Origin of the sequence: Micromonospora rhizosphaerae, assembly GCF_900091465.1 — a bacterium.
Classification (GTDB): Bacteria; Actinomycetota; Actinomycetes; order Mycobacteriales; family Micromonosporaceae; genus Micromonospora; species Micromonospora rhizosphaerae.
In genome coordinates this window covers 3444737-3461218 of sequence record NZ_FMHV01000002.1, presented here as the reverse complement: position 1 = coordinate 3461218, position 16482 = coordinate 3444737, and the positions used below count along the sequence as shown (strand labels likewise).

The following is a 16482-nucleotide window of genomic DNA, read 5'->3' as shown; positions in this document are numbered from 1 at the left end:
TGCTGGTCACGATACCTCCGTACTGGCCAGGACCTCGGCCAGGTGCACGGTCCGCACCCCGGCGCGCAGCCGGGACAGGCCACCGCCGATGTGCATGAGGCAGGAGACGTCCCCAGCGGTGCAGACGTCCGCGCCGGTGGACAGGACATGGCGTATCTTGTCGGCCAGCATCGCCGTCGAGGTGTCCGCGTTCTTCACCGCGAAGGTGCCGCCAAAGCCGCAACACTGCTCCGCGGCCGGCAGCTCCACCAGCGTCAAGCCGCGGACCCGCCGTAGCAACCGCAACGGCCGGTCCCCCACCCGCAGCATCCGCAGGGAGTGGCAGGTCGGGTGGTAGGTGACGCGGTGCGGGTAGTAGGCGCCGAGGTCCTCGATCCCGAGCACGTCGGTGAGCAGCTCGGACAGTTCATAGGTGCGTGACGACACGGCCTCGGCCCGGCTGGCCAGCCGCTCGTCGCCGGCCCGCCGGGCGACCATCGCGTGCTGGTGCCGCACCGATCCGACGCACGAGCCGGACGGCGCCACCACCACGTCGTACGGGTCGAAGGTACGCACGTGCCGGCGTACCAGCGGCAGCGTGTCCTTCGGATAGCCGGTGTTGACGTGCATCTGCCCGCAGCAGGTCTGATCCGTGGGGAAGACGACCTCGTGGCCGAGGCGCTCCAGCAGCCGCACGGTGGCCTTTGCCGCCTCGGGGAACATGGTGTCCGCCAGGCAGGTGACGAACAACGCGATGCGCATCCTCACCTCCCGATCCGCGCGGCGGCGGCACGCCACGGCTCGTCGGTGCCCTGCGGCTCGTACACCGTCAGCTGTTGCGTGTTGCGCAGCAGCTGCCGCAGCACCCGCAGGTCCCTGTGCACCACACCGGCTGCCCGGGCCTGCACGAGCACGTTGCCGAGGGCCGCGGCTTCGACCGGCCCGGCCACGACGGGCCGACGGCAGGCGTCCGCGGTAAGCTGACACAGCAGCCCGTTGCGGGCGCCGCCGCCGACGATGTGCACGGCGTCGACGTCGCGGCCCGACAGCCGTACCGCGTCGTGCACGGCGGCGCGGTAGGCGAGGGCGAGGCTGTCCAGGATGCAGCGGACCGTCTCAGCCTGGCTCTGCGGCGGTGTCTGGCCGGTGCGCCGGCACGCGGCGGCGATGCGCGCCGGCATGTCGCCCGGGGGCAGGAACGCCGGGTCATCGACGTCCACGACCGCCGAGAAGGCCGGTACGCGGGCCGCGTCGTGCAGCAGCGACGCCAGGTCGGCTGGGAGCCCGGCCGCGTTCCACGCGTGGATTGACTCCTGCAGCAGCCACAGGCCCATGACGTTGCGCAGGTAGCGGGTGGTGCCGTCGACGCCCCCCTCGTTGCTGAAGTTGGCGCGCCGGCTCTCCTCGGTCAGCACCGGCGAGTCGAGCTCCACCCCGACGAGCGACCAGGTCCCGCACGACACGTACGCGAAGCGCTCGCCGGCCGCCGGGACACCGACCACCGCGGAGGCCGTGTCGTGCGACCCGACGGCGGTCACGGGCACCGGACCGACCAGACCGGTCTCGTCGAGGACGTCGGGCAGCAGCTCGCCCGCCGGGTCGCCGGGCTGGCGCAGCGGCGGAAAAAGGTCCGCCGACACGCCGGCCGCGGTGAGGAGCCGGTCGGACCAGGTGCGGGTGCGGACGTCGAGCAGCTGCGTGGTGGAGGCGTTCGTGACCTCGGTGCCGGCGATCCCGGTGAGCCAGTAGCTCAGCAGGTCGGGGACCAGGAGCAGGTTCCGCGCCGCGGCGAGCTGCGGTGACCCGGCGGATGCGGCGAGCTGGTAGATCGTGTTGAACGGCAGGAACTGCAGCCCGGTGATCCGGTAGATCTCCTCCGCCGGCACGCTGGCGAACACCTTGTCCATGGCGCCGTCGGTGCGCTCGTCGCGATAGTGCACGGGATTGCCGAGCAGGGTGCCCTCCGCGTCGAGCAGACCGTAGTCGACGGCCCACGAGTCGATCCCGACGGAGGTGATCCGGCCAGCCTCCCGGCCCGCCGCCCGCAGCCCCTCGAGGACGCCCCGGTACAGCGCGAGGATGTCCCAGTGCAGGGTGCCCGCGACCCGTACCGGCAGGTTGGGAAACCGGTTCACCTCGACGAGGTCGAGCCGGTCGGGCGCCACCCGGCCGAGCATCACGCGCCCGCTGGACGCACCGAGGTCGACCGCGGCGACCGCGGTCGTGCCGTCCGCAACCGTCACGTTCACTGCGGGTATCCCTCCAGCTCGATGATGCGGGAGTAGGCGTTGTCGTTGGCGGACCGGACGATGACGCGTAGCGCGGTCGCGGTGACGGGCGCGAAGGTCCGGCGCACCAGACCGTCGGTGTTGCCCCGGATCTCCGCGACCGTACGCCACTGGCCGCCGACCAGAGCCTGCACGTCGGCGTCGCGCAGCCCCCATCCCTTCGCGGGGAACTCCGCGGAGTCGATCGTGTACAGGTCGACCCGACCGACCGGCGCCGGCGCGGTGAAGTCGACCGTCAGCGTGTCGGGGAACGCCCCCTGCGTGGCGTCGTTCCACCCGTTGCCCTGGCCCCACCGCTCCGAGCTGCGGTCCCCGTCGATGGCGCCCTCCGGCCGGAAGGAGGCGTGGGTGGAGGAGGCGCTGGCCTGGCCGAGCCGGGTCGCCAGGTCGATGGTCACCGGCACGTCCCGGCGCTCGCCGCCGACCGTGACCGTGAGACCGCCGGTGCCGGGCACGGCCGTGTCCACCGGAGCGGTCAACGTGACCGGGATCAGCGCCTCGCCGACGCGGTCGAACTTCACCTCGGTCCGGGCCGGCGTGACAGTCAGCCCACCGCTGGTGGAGAAGTCGACCTCTGCGGTGTCCTGCGAGCCGCCGAAGCGGCGTACCCGAATCTGCAGGTCACGGGATTGTCCCGGCGACACGGTCGGCGCCGTTGGCAGGGCGACCTCGTACACCGGCTGGTCTCCGACCGGCGTCAGCTCGGCGGACACGGCCCGCTGCGGCCGCAGCGTCACCGGGCCGAGCAGGCCTGCGGGACGGTGGTCCCCGTGCCGGTTGGCGAGGGTGTTCGTGACCCGCACCTGGATCTCGTTGCGTCCCGAGTGCAGCGCGGCGGTGATGTCCTGGCGGTACGGCTTCCACAGCAACGGGTCGAACGTCTGCCCGTTGACCGTGACCTCCGCGACGTCCCGCACATCGCCCAGGTCAAGGACCAGCCGGCGCCCGTCGAGCGTGGCCGGGTCCAGGTCGACCGAACGGGAGTACGTGGCCGATCCGGAGTACGCCGGATCGATCGCGGTCCACGACCCGAGCGGCCGGTCCTGCGTTTGCGCGCCCGGCTTGTCCAGCCGCACCGTCCAGTCGCCGCCGAGCGGAACCGGGGTGAGCGGGTCGTCGGTAGCAAGCGTGCCGCCGAACAGCTGACCGTCCCAGGCGCCGACCACCCGGTGGCTGCCCGGCGCGTCGAGCAGGGCGTCGACCCGCAGGGTGCCGGAAGCGCCCGGCCCCACCGCCGTGGCGGTGACATCGCCGGAGACCAGGTGCGGTACCGCAGCCGGTGGCCGCGCCGCGGACCGGAAGGCGACCACCACGGTCTGGTACGGCTGCAGCTCGAGCGGCACGGCGGTGCCCAGGCGGCCGGGCGCGTCGCGGAAGGTGGTGGCGGTCGCCGTCCGACCGGTTTCCGGCTGCCACAGCTCGGGTGTCCCCTTGGCCGGGAACGTCGCGGTGGTACGGATGACCGCTGCGCTCTCGTTGGTGACCAGGAACGCCTGGTCCTTGCCGGTCTCCAGCCGGAGCACCCGCACCGCCCGCTGGGCCGGTTCGAGGACGGCCGCGGCGACCCCTGCCGAGCGGGTCGCCTCCCCGAGCCCGGCCGGGTCGGCCAGGCGCACGGCTCGTCCGGCGCCGTAGGCGCGCTCGGCCGGCGCCGTGCTGTCTCCGAACAGCGCCGTGAGCGCGTCCCGGAGTTCGCCGTCGTGGCCGGCGGCCTCCTCCCTCGGCAGGCCGCCGACCGCGACCAGGGTGCCACCGGTCCGGACGAACTCGGTCAGCGTCCGGACGGTGGCCACATCCAGGGTCGGAGCCTGCGGGAGCACGGCGAGGCGGTAGGACTGCTCCCCCACGTGCAGCCGCCCGCCGCGGGCCTCGGCGCGGGCGCGGATCGCCGGATCGCCGGCCAGCGCGCCCTCGTCGAGCAGGTCGAAGTCGACCTGCGTGTCCTCCAGGCCGTAGGCGGCGGCGGTGAAGTCGCGGTCGATCGCATCCTGGGTGGGTGTGCCCTGCCAGGCCTCGGCGGCGCGCTGCGGCTGGATGAGCACGGTCTGGGCGGCGGCCCGGCCGCGGGCGACCTCCATCACCCGGCCGATCCAGTCGGTGAGCGGTTTGGCGGTGCGCCACCACGGGTTGCCCGAGCCGAACGGCGGTGGGTAGACGACGTTGTTCTCGTCGGTCCACATCGCGTGCAGCACGGTGAGGTTGATCCCCCGGGCGGCGAACGCGCCGAGCAGCGCGTGCGAAAACTCGGGCGACACCTGCCAGCCCATCGCGCCGAACGCCTCCAGCAGTACGCGTTCCTGCCCGTTCTGGTGGGCGTCGCTCGCCGCGTACCGGGGCAGCATCGTGCGCCCGCCGGCCGCGTAGTGGTCGAACACGACGTCGGTGCCGGGCACCTGCGCCCACTGGTTCTCCTTGTGCAGGTCGCCGGTGCTGGCGACCTGCTCGGCGGGGCCGTACTCGTCCCACAGCGGGTTGGAGATGTAGCCGACGCCGTGGTCGGCCATCCACCGGGCCTGCTGGGCGTAGTACGCCTCGCCGAAGCGGTCGGAGACGGCGCGCCAGTACCGCCCGCGCTCGGTGCGCCCGTCGCGGCCGAGGTCGTCGAAGAGAGCCGCGTACGCCACGCCGGGGGTGGTGCCGACGTTCTTCAGCGCGGCGTGCAGGCTCGGCGACCACGGCTTCTGCTGGAAGTGGGCATCGGCGGAGGCGATGAACGGCTCGTCGTCCCAGAAGCCGCGCAGCACGGTGCCGAACGCCCACGGGAACCGCCGGTAGTACTCGCCGGGCACGGCGTCCAGCATGCGGGCCACGGCGTCGTCGTTCAGCAGGTCGAGGTAGTACCGGCGGAACGACCACGAGTTGTCGTCGGCCAGCGGCGTGGCGGTGAAGGTGTCCACCCGCCACTGGCCGGCGGGCGCCGGCCAGGCTCGGCCGGACCTCACGTAGTCGGTGAGGTCGACGAACTCGCCGACGTCGTTCGAGCCGGCCGGTCGGGCGACCGCGGAGATCACCTTCGCCGCGGACTGGCGGGGCCGGAAGTCGCCGAGGGCGCCCGCCGCGTCGAACGTCTGCCGGTACAGCTGCTGGCCATCGGGCCCGGTCACGGAGAGTTCGTCGTACGTCGAGCGCTGGTCGGCGACCGCCCGGACCCCGACCGTGCCGCGCGGGAACGTGCCGTCGGTGGCCGATGGCTGGGCCTTGCCGTCCACGTACGGGGTGATGGTGTTCCCGGCGACCGCGACCTTGATCTCGTGCTCGGCGGTCGGGCCCCAGCCGGGCACCCCGCCGGGGTGGCTGAGCAGGCTGAACGTCCCGTTCTGCTGGCGCCAGATGTCGACGCCGCCGTCGTCGCGGCGGGTGTCGACGAGGTATCCGTTGCGCTCGTCGGTCGCGCGGACGACGATGCCGGCGGTGCCGCGGTCGAGGCGGGCCCGGGCGGTGAACGTGTAGTCGCTCCACTCTCCTCCGGTCTTCAGCACCGCGACGCCGTTCAACGTCGTGGCGTCCACGACGAGGCGGCCGTCCGCGACGTCCAGGCCGGTCGTGTCACCGTCGAGGTCGACCTGCGCGGGGCCGGTCACGGTCCTGCTGGTCCGTCCGAGCCCTGTCGGGCGCAGCTCGGGGTGCGGCTCGTAGGTCCGGTCGCCGACCTTGCCCCCGTTGATGACCAGACCGCCGCCCCGGCCGCTCGGGAAGAAGTCGTCGTTGAACAGCCACAGGTGCATGCCGGTGCGCTGTGCCTCGCGCAGTGTGTGCTCGATGATGGCGAACCATTCCTCGCTGAAGAACGCCGGCTTCAGCGCGGTGGTGTCGAACGGGAACACGATCGCCTCGTAGACGCCCTGCGCCCGCAGCTCGCCGAGCTGCCGGTCGACCAGCGCCGGCGTAACGGTGCCGTTCCAGAACCAGAGCACGGTCGGTCGGCTGTCCGGACGCGGCTCGGCGAACCGCGCCGCGTCCAGGCCGCTCACCGGCTGAGCGGTCTCGTCTGGCTGGGCAACCGCGGCTGACTGGGGAACTGTGGCGGTGGCGACCGAACACAGCACGGCGAGCGCGGCCGCGGCCACTCGCCCGGCGAACGGCTGCATGGGCTTACTCCTCATCGGCGGGGTGAGCGCTGATCGTGTGGGCGCCGGCGGGCAGACCGGTGAGGTAGACGTACCGGCCGTCGGTGTGGGCGCCGTACGCCTTCGCCTTGTCGCCGTTCCAGGCGAGCCGCCCGTCGACGGTGACCGTCGTCGGGCCGTCGGCCGGGACGGCGATCGTGCCGGTGGTGCCCTGCGGGGCGGTCACGTCCATGACGAACCGGTCACGCCCTCGGTCCTGGCGCCAGGACACCCAGATCGCGCCGTGCGCGGTCGGCACCCGGCCCTGCGCCCACTCCAGGTCTCCCGGATGCGGCTTGACCGTATACGTGGTGAACCCGGGGCCGGTCGGCCGGACGCCGAGGACCTCGTTGGTGAGCAGGGCGGTGCCGCCGGCGGACCAGGGGTGGGACATGCTGCCGTCGCCGTGCCGGTAGGGGCTGCCGTCGAGGTTGATGTGCTCCCAGGCGCCGGTCGCCAGCGGTTCCTCGACCCCGTTGATCGGCTTGCGCTGCGCGAACTGGTAGCCCCAGACGGTGCGCAACAGGTGCCAGGCCTCGGCGTCGCGTCCTTCGTCGAACCGGGCGAGCGCCTCCCAGTAGTTCATGAACGGGCCGACCAGCTGCGGCATCGAGCCGGTGCCGGACTTCGAGCCGTACGCGGTCCACAGCTGGTCCTTGAGCGTGTCAAGAGCCCGGGTGGCACGATCGGCGGGGGCGATCCCGGACAGCACCGCGAACACGTTGCCGTCCTGGGCGATGTTGCCGGGCTGGCCGGTGGACTGCCGGTACGCCCCGGCGGCCTCGTTCCAGAGCTGGTCGTTGACCCCGCGCACCACCTCGGGGATCAGCTCCCGCCAGTGGGCGGCCGTCGGCTTGTCGTCCTGCAGCTCGGCGAACACCGCCGCGTCGCGCAGCACCTCGACGTACAGGGCGTTGACCTCGGTCTCCTTGCCGGAGTCTCCGTAGATCCAGTGGCCGCCCTGGTCGTAGAGGTCGAGCAGCCGCGTCCGGCCGTCGCTGACGGTTGCGATCCGCAGGGTGCGGTCGCCGGCGATCGGCTTCCCGTCGGCCAGGGCGGTGCCCTGCGGGTAGGCGTCGGTGGAGTTGGTCCACCAGGCGATCGTGCCCGAGGGGTCGGACTGCTCCAGGTAGTAGGTTCCCGGGGCGGCCGCGTCTGGCAGGTCGATCATGAGCCAGGCGTTGTCCACCACGTCCTCGAACCGCTTGCTCGCGACGAGCTGACCCGCGCCGGGTTGCCCCCGGTAGAGCGACAGCGTCATGTCGGCGCCGGTGGTGTTGTACGTCGGGAACCGGCCACCGGCTGCGGTGAACCGCGAGGTGGTGGTGAAGGTCTGGCCCTGGGTGTGGCCGGGCAGCAGCTTCGGCGCGGAGTCCTGCGCCTCGCTGCCCTCGAATCCCTGTGCGGTCAGTCGGGTCTCCAGGAAGGCCATGGCTCTGGTGAACGTCGGCCACATCTCGGCGACGAATGCCTTGTCGCCGGTGTAGAGGTAGTACTCCTGAAGCCCGCGCAGCCACCACAGGTGGTACTCGAGGAAGCCCTGGCAGACGGGGCCGCCCAGCCCGTTCGGTGAGCAGGCCGACAGGTAGCCGTCGCCGCGCTGGGTGCGGGCGATGCTGCGCAACGAGTCGCGCATGGCCTGCCGGTCGTCGGTCGAGACGTACGCGATGCGCCCGGTGATCGCGAGGTCGCCGTTCCACACCAGCCGGTCGCGCTTGGCGCCGTCGACGATCACCCGCTCACCGACGCCGATCGTCTCGGTGCCGTTCTCGATGCCCTGCTTCGGATCGATCGTGCCGCTGACGATCGTGTGCGCGCCGCCGTACCAGATCTTGTTCAACGCGTCGTCGGAGGAGAGGAACCAGCCGGGCAACAGCCCGTCGCGGTCGGCCAGGTCGATGCCAGGCGCGGCCGTGTACCGCACGCGGACTGCGTCGATGCTCACGCTGGACCCGGCGGGTGCTTCGGGCGCGAGCCGGATCATCAGGTAGCGGAAGCCGCCGCGCAGCTCCGGGTCGTGCCAGGTGCCCGCTGCGGCCGGTGCCTGCTCGTGCGGGCTCTCGAACCGGCGCTCGCGCTGTGGCTTAGACGCGTCACCGTTGGCGATCCAGCTCGTCGTGCCGAAGGTGTCGCCCCAGTCGCCCAGGTAGCCGAGCGTCTCGCTGAACGCGAAGAGCGTGTTCGGGGCGGCGCCGGCGAAGTCGACGCTGAGGTAGCCGGAGACCTCGCGGCCGAAGTCGATGACCAACCGGGGGTCGGCGGCCGCACCGGTCTTGGTGATCTTCACCGCCTGTTCGTCGGCGGCCAGCACCGCGGCCGGGTTGGTGATCTCCCCGCCGCGGCCCTCCGCCGAGACCACGTGGTCCGGCGGGACCTCGCGTGTCTGCGGAGTGAGCACGTATCGCTGCCAGTCACCGGGCGCCGGTGCGGCGAGGCCACCGGTTTCGGCGCTGGCCACACCCGTGCTGGCTACGAGCGCGGCCGCGGTGGTCAGCGACAGGGCGGCGAAGCGGTTACGTCTCATGTGGTCACCTCGGCGATCTCGGGCGGGGGCAGTGGCGGTCGTTCATCCGGCAGCGGCGGGTTGGGGGCGCTGGTCGAGGATCACGGTCGTGGGGCCCGGTGCCACGCCGCTCAGCACGAGGTGGCCGTCGACGACGGTGCGCTCCGGGTGCGGGCCCGGGCCGATGACGTGGAAGGCCTGCGGCGGCGAGCCGTCGAGCGGCACCAGGATGCGGCCGTGGACGTTCGGCGGCAGGTCGACGTCGAGCCGGTAGCCGTCGCGGCGGTCGACGCGCACCCCGACCGGTCCCCGGATCGTCGGCACGCGGCCCTCCGCCCACTCCAGCGGACCGGGCTGTGGCCGTACGTCCACCTGCGCCGCCCCCGGCGCGGTGACGGTGACCCCGAGGAGGCGTCGCATGACGACGTTCGCGGGTGCCGAGCCCCAGGCGTGCGAGAACGTCATGTTCGGCTTGAGCGCCGGGTCCCATGCCTCCCCGACGATCGTCGCGCCGAGATCGTCCATCAGGTGCAGCCAGCTCTCCCGGGCGTGGCTCGTCATGAGCGCGTACCCGGTATCGCCCCGCCCGCCGCGGTAGAGCGCGTCGAGGAGGAACTGGGCGCCGTACACGCTCATCCGCATCCCGCCACTGGCCAGCGTGGCCGCGAGCGCGGGCAGGTCGGCGTCGTCGGCCACGCCCAGGGCAATCGGGAATGCGGTAGCGTGCTGGGCCCGGTGGGCGGTGCTGAGCCCGTCCCGGTAGGCCGCGGCCGGCCGATCGATCAGCTGCTCGTTGACCGCCTGCCGGAGCCGGCCCGCCAGGTCGGCGAACCGGCGTTCCTCCTCCGCCTTGCCGAGGACCCGCGCCACCTCGGCGCAGGCGGCGAAGGCCGCGCACTGGAAGGCGTTGACCACCGTGTTGACGGTGGTGAGCACGTATCCGTCGCGGTTGCTGACCGGCCAGTCGACGAGGTCGGAGACGCCACCCACGGACGTCGGCTTGTGCAGCAGGCCGTCCTCGGCGAGGAACTCGTCGAAGTTCTTCTCCACGTACAGCGACCAGTCGCGGGCCAGCTGATCCGGATCGCCGGTGTGCAGGTAGTCCAGCCATGCCGACAGCACCGACATCAGCCGGTAGTCCGACGGCCACGTCGGGCGCCGCGCGAGGTAGGAGTTCGACCAGCGGGCGAGCGCGTACGAGCGCTGCGTCGCGTACTCGGAGAGTTGGTTGACGTACGCGTCGCCCTCGTACGGCCCGCGCTCCCGCGTGGGGGTGTCCTGGTAGAGGTCCAGCCGGGTCGCCTCGATCGAGTAGCGACACATCTCCCAGACCCGGTTGAGGTCGTCGTCCGAGCAGCGGAAGGCGGCGTCGTCCGCCCGCCAGGGCAGCCGGATCGCGACCCCCCGTACCGCGGAACTGAGATCCAGCGCCGGGTCGGTGATCAGCTCGGCGTAGCGGAAGCCTCGGTAGCCCCAGTGCTCCAGGTGCTGGGTGCCGTCGCGCAGCGTCCACACCTCGCGGTAGACGTTGCCGCCGCGCAACTGGTAGCGGACCGTGTCCGGCCCGGACAGTTCCTCCCCCAGCCGGATCTCCACGGTCCGCCCGGCGTACGCCCCGTCGAGGTCGAGGGCGAGGCCGCCGACGATCTCCCGGCCGAGGTCGACGATCCATCGGCCGTCCCCGACTCGCCGAACGGCGGCCGGGGTGACGGCCTCGCGCCGCAGGTTCGGTGTCTGGGCCGGGAGCAGTCCGTCGATCGGCGCCCGCTCGGCTGCCGGCGTCCAGGACGAGTCGTCGAAGCCGGGCGACAGCCAGCCGACCGGCTCCTCCCGGGCGTCGATGAACTCCTGCGGTGCGGTGTAGTAGCCACCGCGCAGGTCCCCCGCGGCCGGGAGCCAGCGGCCGCCGCTCCTGGCCCGCCAGTCCGCACCGGTGCCGACGGTGAGGCGGGAGCCGTCCGCGTAGCGGACCTCCATCTGCGCGAGGAACCGCTGGTCGGCCGGTGTGTAGCAGAGGGCGGCGAGCGCGTTGGCCTCGCCTGGGCGGAGCAGTGCGGTCACTTCATAGGAGTGGTACCGCGGTTCGCCGGCCGGCGCACGGGTCGGGCCCGAGCCGACGAACCCGCCGTTGACCCAGGCGGAGTAGACGTACTGCCGGATGGGGTCCGGGGACTGTCCGGTCAGGTAGAGGATGGCCGACTCGATCGGCTTGTCGGCCAGCCGCACCTCGGTGCGCAGCGCCGCCCAGTGGTCCGGTGCCGGGCCGGCCAGGAGTTGCTGGCCGCGGGCGACGGCCAGCGCGCCGTTCTGCACGGTCCCGCCGGGAAAGGCGCCCGGCCCGTGGGAGAAGCCCTCGGCGAGCAGCACCGTGCCGGACGGGCCGGTGAAGGTGACGTCGTCGTACGTCTGCGACTCCGAGCCGCCGTTGCGGAAGCCGACCGTGCCGCTCGCGTACGTCGGGTCCTCGGTCGTGTCGACCAGCTGGCCGTCCAGATAGGTGCGGATGCGCGTACCCGCCAGCTCGATCTCGACCGGGATGGGCGTGCCGAGCGGGACGGCGCGGCCGATCGGGTGCTCGGCCAGCACCCGGTAGGCGCCGTTGACCTGCACGTGGGTCTTCAGCACGCCGGTCGGTCCGGCGATCAGCTGCCACAGGTAGTTGTTGCGGAGGTCGGCCGCCCGGAACACCAGGCCCGCCGACTTCTCCTTTATCACCGTGGTCACCGCGAACCGACCGTCGCCGAGGACCGGCGGGGGTGGCGGCGCCGGGGCCCAGACGGGGATTGCCGCCCACTCGGGCCCGATCCCGGTGACGATGCGCTGCGGCGGGGACCATCCCGACGGCAGGTTGCCGGTGGTCCAGGTGCGCACCCGCCACCAGTACGCGCCGCGTGACTCCAGCGGCGGGCCGCCGAGCGGCACGGCCGTCGAATCGGCCGAGGCAACCCGACCGCTGTCCCAGACCAGGTCTTCCTCGAGCAGGCGGTCCCGGGTGCGGGCGACCTGCACCTGGTAGGCCGTCTGCGTCGCCCGCGGCCCGTCGGCGGGAACGATCCAGGACAGCCGCGGGTGGGGATCGACGATGCCCAGCGGGTCGTCGAGCAGGGCGGTGAGCAGCCCGCTGGGAACGTCGGCGGGCGCCTGCGCCACGGCCGCCGGTGACCTCAGCAGGTCGAGGCCACCGAGCGCGGCCGCGGCGCCGCCGGCAACGCCGAGCTGGATGAATCGCCGGCGGTCCATTGACGGGCTCATGCGCCACCTCCGGGCAGGATCCTGATCGCGTCGATACGGATGTCGCCCTGGGTCGTCATGGGATCCAGCCGCAGGCCGGTGAGCCGCGTGCCCTGTGCCGGAATCGTGACGGTGTAGGTGCGGGTGGGCCCGCCGGTCACGGCGAACTTCGCGCTCTTGTCCTCGGAGAACCCGCCCTGGGCGGCGGTCGTCCAGAAGATCTGCCCCTGGCTGCTCGCGGACGTCGCCATGGTCACCTCGACGGTGAGGCCCTGTGCCAGGTTCTGCGAGAGCGGTTGGCTCTGAATCAGGTACGGATCGCCCCCGGTGGCCGATGTGGCGAGCACGCCGCCGGAGACGGTGAACGGCGTCAGCTGGTTGGCGGCCGTCCAGCCCTCGGCGTCCCCGTCGTGGGCGAACTCCCACGCCACGAGCGAATGCGCCACCACCACCTGGACGGTCGCGGTCGCCGTCCGCCCGTCGTCGCCCGCCGCGGTCAGCCGCACGTCGTACGTGCCGTCGGCGGTCGACGTCGGGGCGGTGACCATCACGGTGGGCCGCAGCGACACCGGCGTCCCCGACGAGGCGGCGTCGTAGCGCTGCGATGCGGGTTGGACCGTCCAGCCGTCGGTCGCGGAGACGGCGAGCGTGCCGGAGAGCCGCTCCGGCGCGATCCCGTCGATCACCGCGGCGAGCTGCACGCTCCCGCCGGCGAGTACCCGCGCCGACGCGGGCGCCGCCGCCAGGGCGAGCGAGCGGACCTGCTCCCCCTCGCCGAGCGCGACGTCGAGAACGCGCTGGGGGCGCAGGACCACCGGCCCGAGCAGGCCGGACGGATTGGCCCGGCCCTCGAAGGCGTTGGTCTGGGTGTTGGTCACCCGCACCTCGACCGTGTTCGCGCCAGCATGGAGCAGGTCGGTCACGTCCACCGTGTACGGCTGCCAGTCAACGTGCCGCGGCGGCGACCCGTTCACCGAGACCGCGGCCAGGTCCCGCACCGAGCCCAGGTCGAGGAGAACGCGCCGCCCGTCGGTGAGGAAGCTGTCCGGGATGTCGACGTCCCGGCGGTAAACGCCGGTGCCGGAGAACGCCGGGTCGAGCGCGGTCCACGAGCCGAGCGTTCGGCTCACGGTCGGTGCGCCCTCCCGGTCGAACCGGAACTGCCACTGACCGTCGAGCGCGATCGGCGCGAGCGGGTCGTCCACCGTCACGCTGCCCCCGTACGTCTTCCCGCCGTACCGTCCGGTGACGTAGACGTCGCCGGTGCGCTCCACCGCGACCCGCGCCCGCAACGCGTCGCCGTCCGCGGTGATCTGCGAGACCGCGGCGTTGCTGGCGGTGGCGTGCGGAGTCTGGCCGATCGGATGCGCGCCGGGCCGGAAGACCAGCCAGGTCGCCTGGTACGGCCGCAACTGCATCGGCACCGTCACCTGCTCGTCGCCGAGCCGGAACACGGGGGCGACGTCGGTCCGGCCCGTCTCCGGGTCCCAGATCTCGGGCACCTGCGGCACGCTGACCGTCACGTCGGTGCGTACCGTCGCGGCTGAGAGGTTGGTGACGAGCACCGCGTCGTCCGCCGCCCGCTTCACGTGCCGTACCCGGATGTCCGGACTGGCCGGCGAGAGGGTGACGCCGGGGTCGATCCGATCCGTCAGGGTCGCGGCGAGGTCGGCGCGGGACGGCAGGTAGACGGCGAGTCCGCCGGCGGCGCTGGTCTTGCGGGCGGCCGAGGGTGCGGCGGGGTCGGTGCCGAACAGGGCCGCCAGGCGCTGGCGCAGCTCGGCGTCGCGGCCCTCCGCCTCCCGGGTCGGTAGGCCGTCGACGGCCACGAGCGTGCCGCCCTGGGCGACCAGCCGCTCGGCGGCGGCTAGCGCCTCCAGCGACAGCACAGTCGTCTTCGGCATGACCAGGGCCTGGAAGGTCTGGTCGTGCAGCCGCAGCCGGCCCTGGTCGACGGTGAGCCCGACGTCGAGGTCCGGGTCCCCGGCGAGCGCGAGTTCGTCGAGATAGTCGAAATCGAGCTGCGCGGCGAGCAGGGCGTTGGACGTGCCCTTCCACGAGCCGTCGACCTCGCTCAGCCCGGGCCCGTTGCCGGCGAAGCCGCGGACCGTCCACGGCGTCCCCTCCGCCATCACCGACGAGCTGGGATAGAGCAGCCCGACCGGGTTCACCGGGGTGGCTCCCCGAGCCGGCTCGACGAGGCGGCCGGTGAAAGAGGCGTACGCGCCGAAGCGCGGCCAGAACGTGTTCTGGAAGAACTCGCTCGGCTGCGACTCGAAGCGCCGCTGCCCGTCGATCGAGTAGTAAAAGGCGTGGTTGTCGATGAGGTCGACGCCGCCGGCCACCTCCCAGGCGACCGTGCGCTTCATCTCCTCCATCGACAGGTCCCACCCGAACGCGCCGAACGTCTCCGCCAGGTTGCGCTTACGGTCGAACAGGTGCGCCACCGACGAGTTCAGCTTCGGCGTGATGACGTTGGTGTCCAGGCCGCTGATCAGGTCCATGCCGGGCAGCTGGTAGTGCTTGCTCATCTCGAACCAGCTGCCGCCCTCGATGAGCCGGTGGCTGCCGAGGTCCTCCTCGACCAGGGGGTTGGAGATCAGGGCGATGTGGTGTGCCGCGGCCCAGTCGGCCAGCGGCTTGGTGTGCGCCTCGTTGTAGCGGTCGGAGAGCGCGTCGTAGTAGTCGATCCTGGTCTTGGTGGTCGCCGCGCCGCTGTCGTACCAGATTGCGGCGAGCCGGGCGGTGAGGTCGTACCCGGCTTTGCCGGTCAGGTAGTCGCGGAATCCCGGCGTCCACGGGATTGAGCCGAGCGAGTCGATGCCTCCCCGGTTGTCCGGGAAGTTGTTGTAGAAGCCCGGCTCGTCGTTGAAAATGCCCTGGATCGTCGAGCCGAAGTGGCCGCCGAACCGGCGCGCGTACGTCTCGTGGGTGATGTCGATGAACTTCTGTGTCGCCTTGGGGTTGAGCATGTCGACGTACGGCTGGTCGGGCTCGAGGTCCGGGTGGTAGTTGACCAGCGGCCGCTGCACAAGGTGCAGCAGGCACCAGCGGCCCTCCGGCACGTCCCAGCGCAGCCGTCCGTCGGCGCCGACCTTGCCGGTCAGCTCGACGGCCGTGTCGCCGTCCAGCGCGCTACCACGAGCCTGCCCGCCGGTCACGCAGCTGCCGTCACCGCGCTTGCGCAGGGCGACGGCGGCGACGAGCGACGACGCCGGCGACTGGGTGACGTCCCACCGGGCGAGGCCCGCTGAGAAGTCGTCCGCCAGCAGGATGGCTCCGCCGTCGAGCGCGGTGACCTTCAGGTTGTCGAAGTGGGCCCGTTCGTCCTGGCCGGACCGCAGGCCGACGCGACCCTTGGCGAGCGCGGCGATTCGCGGATCGCTGCGGCTGCCGACCTCCCGGCCGTCGAGGAACAGCGTCACGGTGTCGCCGCGGATGTCGGTCGCGACGTGGTGCCGCTCGTCGTCGCGGATCGTCGTTCCGGCCGGGATACGGGCGCCGATGAGCTGGTACGCCCCGTTCACTCGGACGTGCACGCCGAACGTCGAAGCGGCCTCCGGGTTGAACGGGGAGGTGGTCGTCAGGTTGACCATGACGAGGTTGGCGGCGTCCCGGCTGTGCAGGGTCCACCCGCCGGCCAGCGCGTCGACGGTCAGGTCGAACTCCATCCGGTATCCCGACCAGTCGGCCCCTTCCTTCGCCAGGCCGATCTCCCCGCCGTTGACGGTGAGGACCCCGTCGCTGACCGACCAACCGGCGGGCACCGGCACGGGTACCGGCTGGTCGTAGTCCGCCGGCCCGGTGACGTCCTTGGCAACCGGGGTGAGATACCACGGCAGGTAGTCGGGATTGGCGGACACCGCCTTCCCGTCGACGTCGCCGCCCTTGACCGTACGGCCCCCGGCGAAGCCGCTCGGCCAGTTGAGGTCGTCGTAGAGCCAGGCCTTCATGCCACGGCGTTCGGCTTCGGCGAGGGCGAAGCCCACCTTGTCGAAGTAGTCCTTCGACAGGTAGTAGCTGTTCTCGGTGACGCCGAAATCCCCGCCCAGGCCCTGCCGCGGGTGGATGAAGAACTCCTCGACACCCTTGGCCTTCATCTCGTCGAGCTGCCGGGACAGTTCGTCCTCGGTGAGCTTGCCGTTCCAGAACCAGAAGGCGTGCGGCCGAGCCGTGGTCGGCGGGCTCCGGAACGTGGCCGGATCCAGCCGCCCGGTCTTCCCGTCCCACGCGGGCTGCCCGCCGCTCGGGCTGGCCGCCGCGGCCAATGGGACGGTCGCCGCGAGGAGCAGCGCGGCCACGCCACCCGCCGTCCAGCTCATGAACCGTCGCGCCATGACATCCCCTCTGGTCACTCGGAAACTGCCGCCTGACC

At 72.3% G+C, this 16482-nt stretch carries 6 protein-coding genes; all 6 read right to left on the bottom strand.

The annotated features are described in order from the left end of the window. Window positions 1-6: 6 nt before the first annotated feature. The 6 genes from GA0070624_RS16315 to GA0070624_RS16290 are packed head-to-tail and all read right to left on the bottom strand — an operon-like array spanning window position 7 to window position 16444. On the bottom strand, window positions 7-741 hold the full coding sequence (locus GA0070624_RS16315; protein ID WP_091342037.1) for a (Fe-S)-binding protein: 735 nt from the start codon (window positions 739-741) through the stop codon (window positions 7-9). 2 nt (window positions 742-743) lie between these two features. Further along, window positions 744-2228, bottom strand: coding sequence for a rhamnulokinase (locus GA0070624_RS16310; RefSeq protein WP_245718821.1), 1485 nt, complete (start codon window positions 2226-2228; stop codon window positions 744-746). Further along, window positions 2225-6355, bottom strand: coding sequence for a glycosylhydrolase-like jelly roll fold domain-containing protein (locus GA0070624_RS35765; protein WP_141715049.1), 4131 nt, complete (start codon window positions 6353-6355; stop codon window positions 2225-2227). The genes GA0070624_RS16310 and GA0070624_RS35765 overlap by 4 nt, the downstream gene beginning before the upstream one ends. A 4-nt stretch (window positions 6356-6359) precedes the next feature. Then, a complete protein-coding gene (locus tag GA0070624_RS16300; protein WP_091342028.1) occupies window positions 6360-8897 on the bottom strand; it encodes an alpha-L-rhamnosidase-related protein in 2538 nt (845 codons plus the stop codon). A gap of 42 nt (window positions 8898-8939) precedes the next feature. Then, window positions 8940-12128: a family 78 glycoside hydrolase catalytic domain gene (locus GA0070624_RS16295; protein ID WP_091342025.1), complete on the bottom strand. Its 3189-nt coding sequence runs from the start codon at window positions 12126-12128 to the stop codon at window positions 8940-8942. Further along, window positions 12125-16444 (bottom strand): glycosyl hydrolase, encoded by a 4320-nt coding sequence (locus GA0070624_RS16290; RefSeq protein ID WP_176731722.1) that lies wholly within the window; start codon window positions 16442-16444, stop codon window positions 12125-12127. The genes GA0070624_RS16295 and GA0070624_RS16290 overlap by 4 nt, the downstream gene beginning before the upstream one ends. Between the last annotated feature and the right edge of the window lie 38 nt (window positions 16445-16482).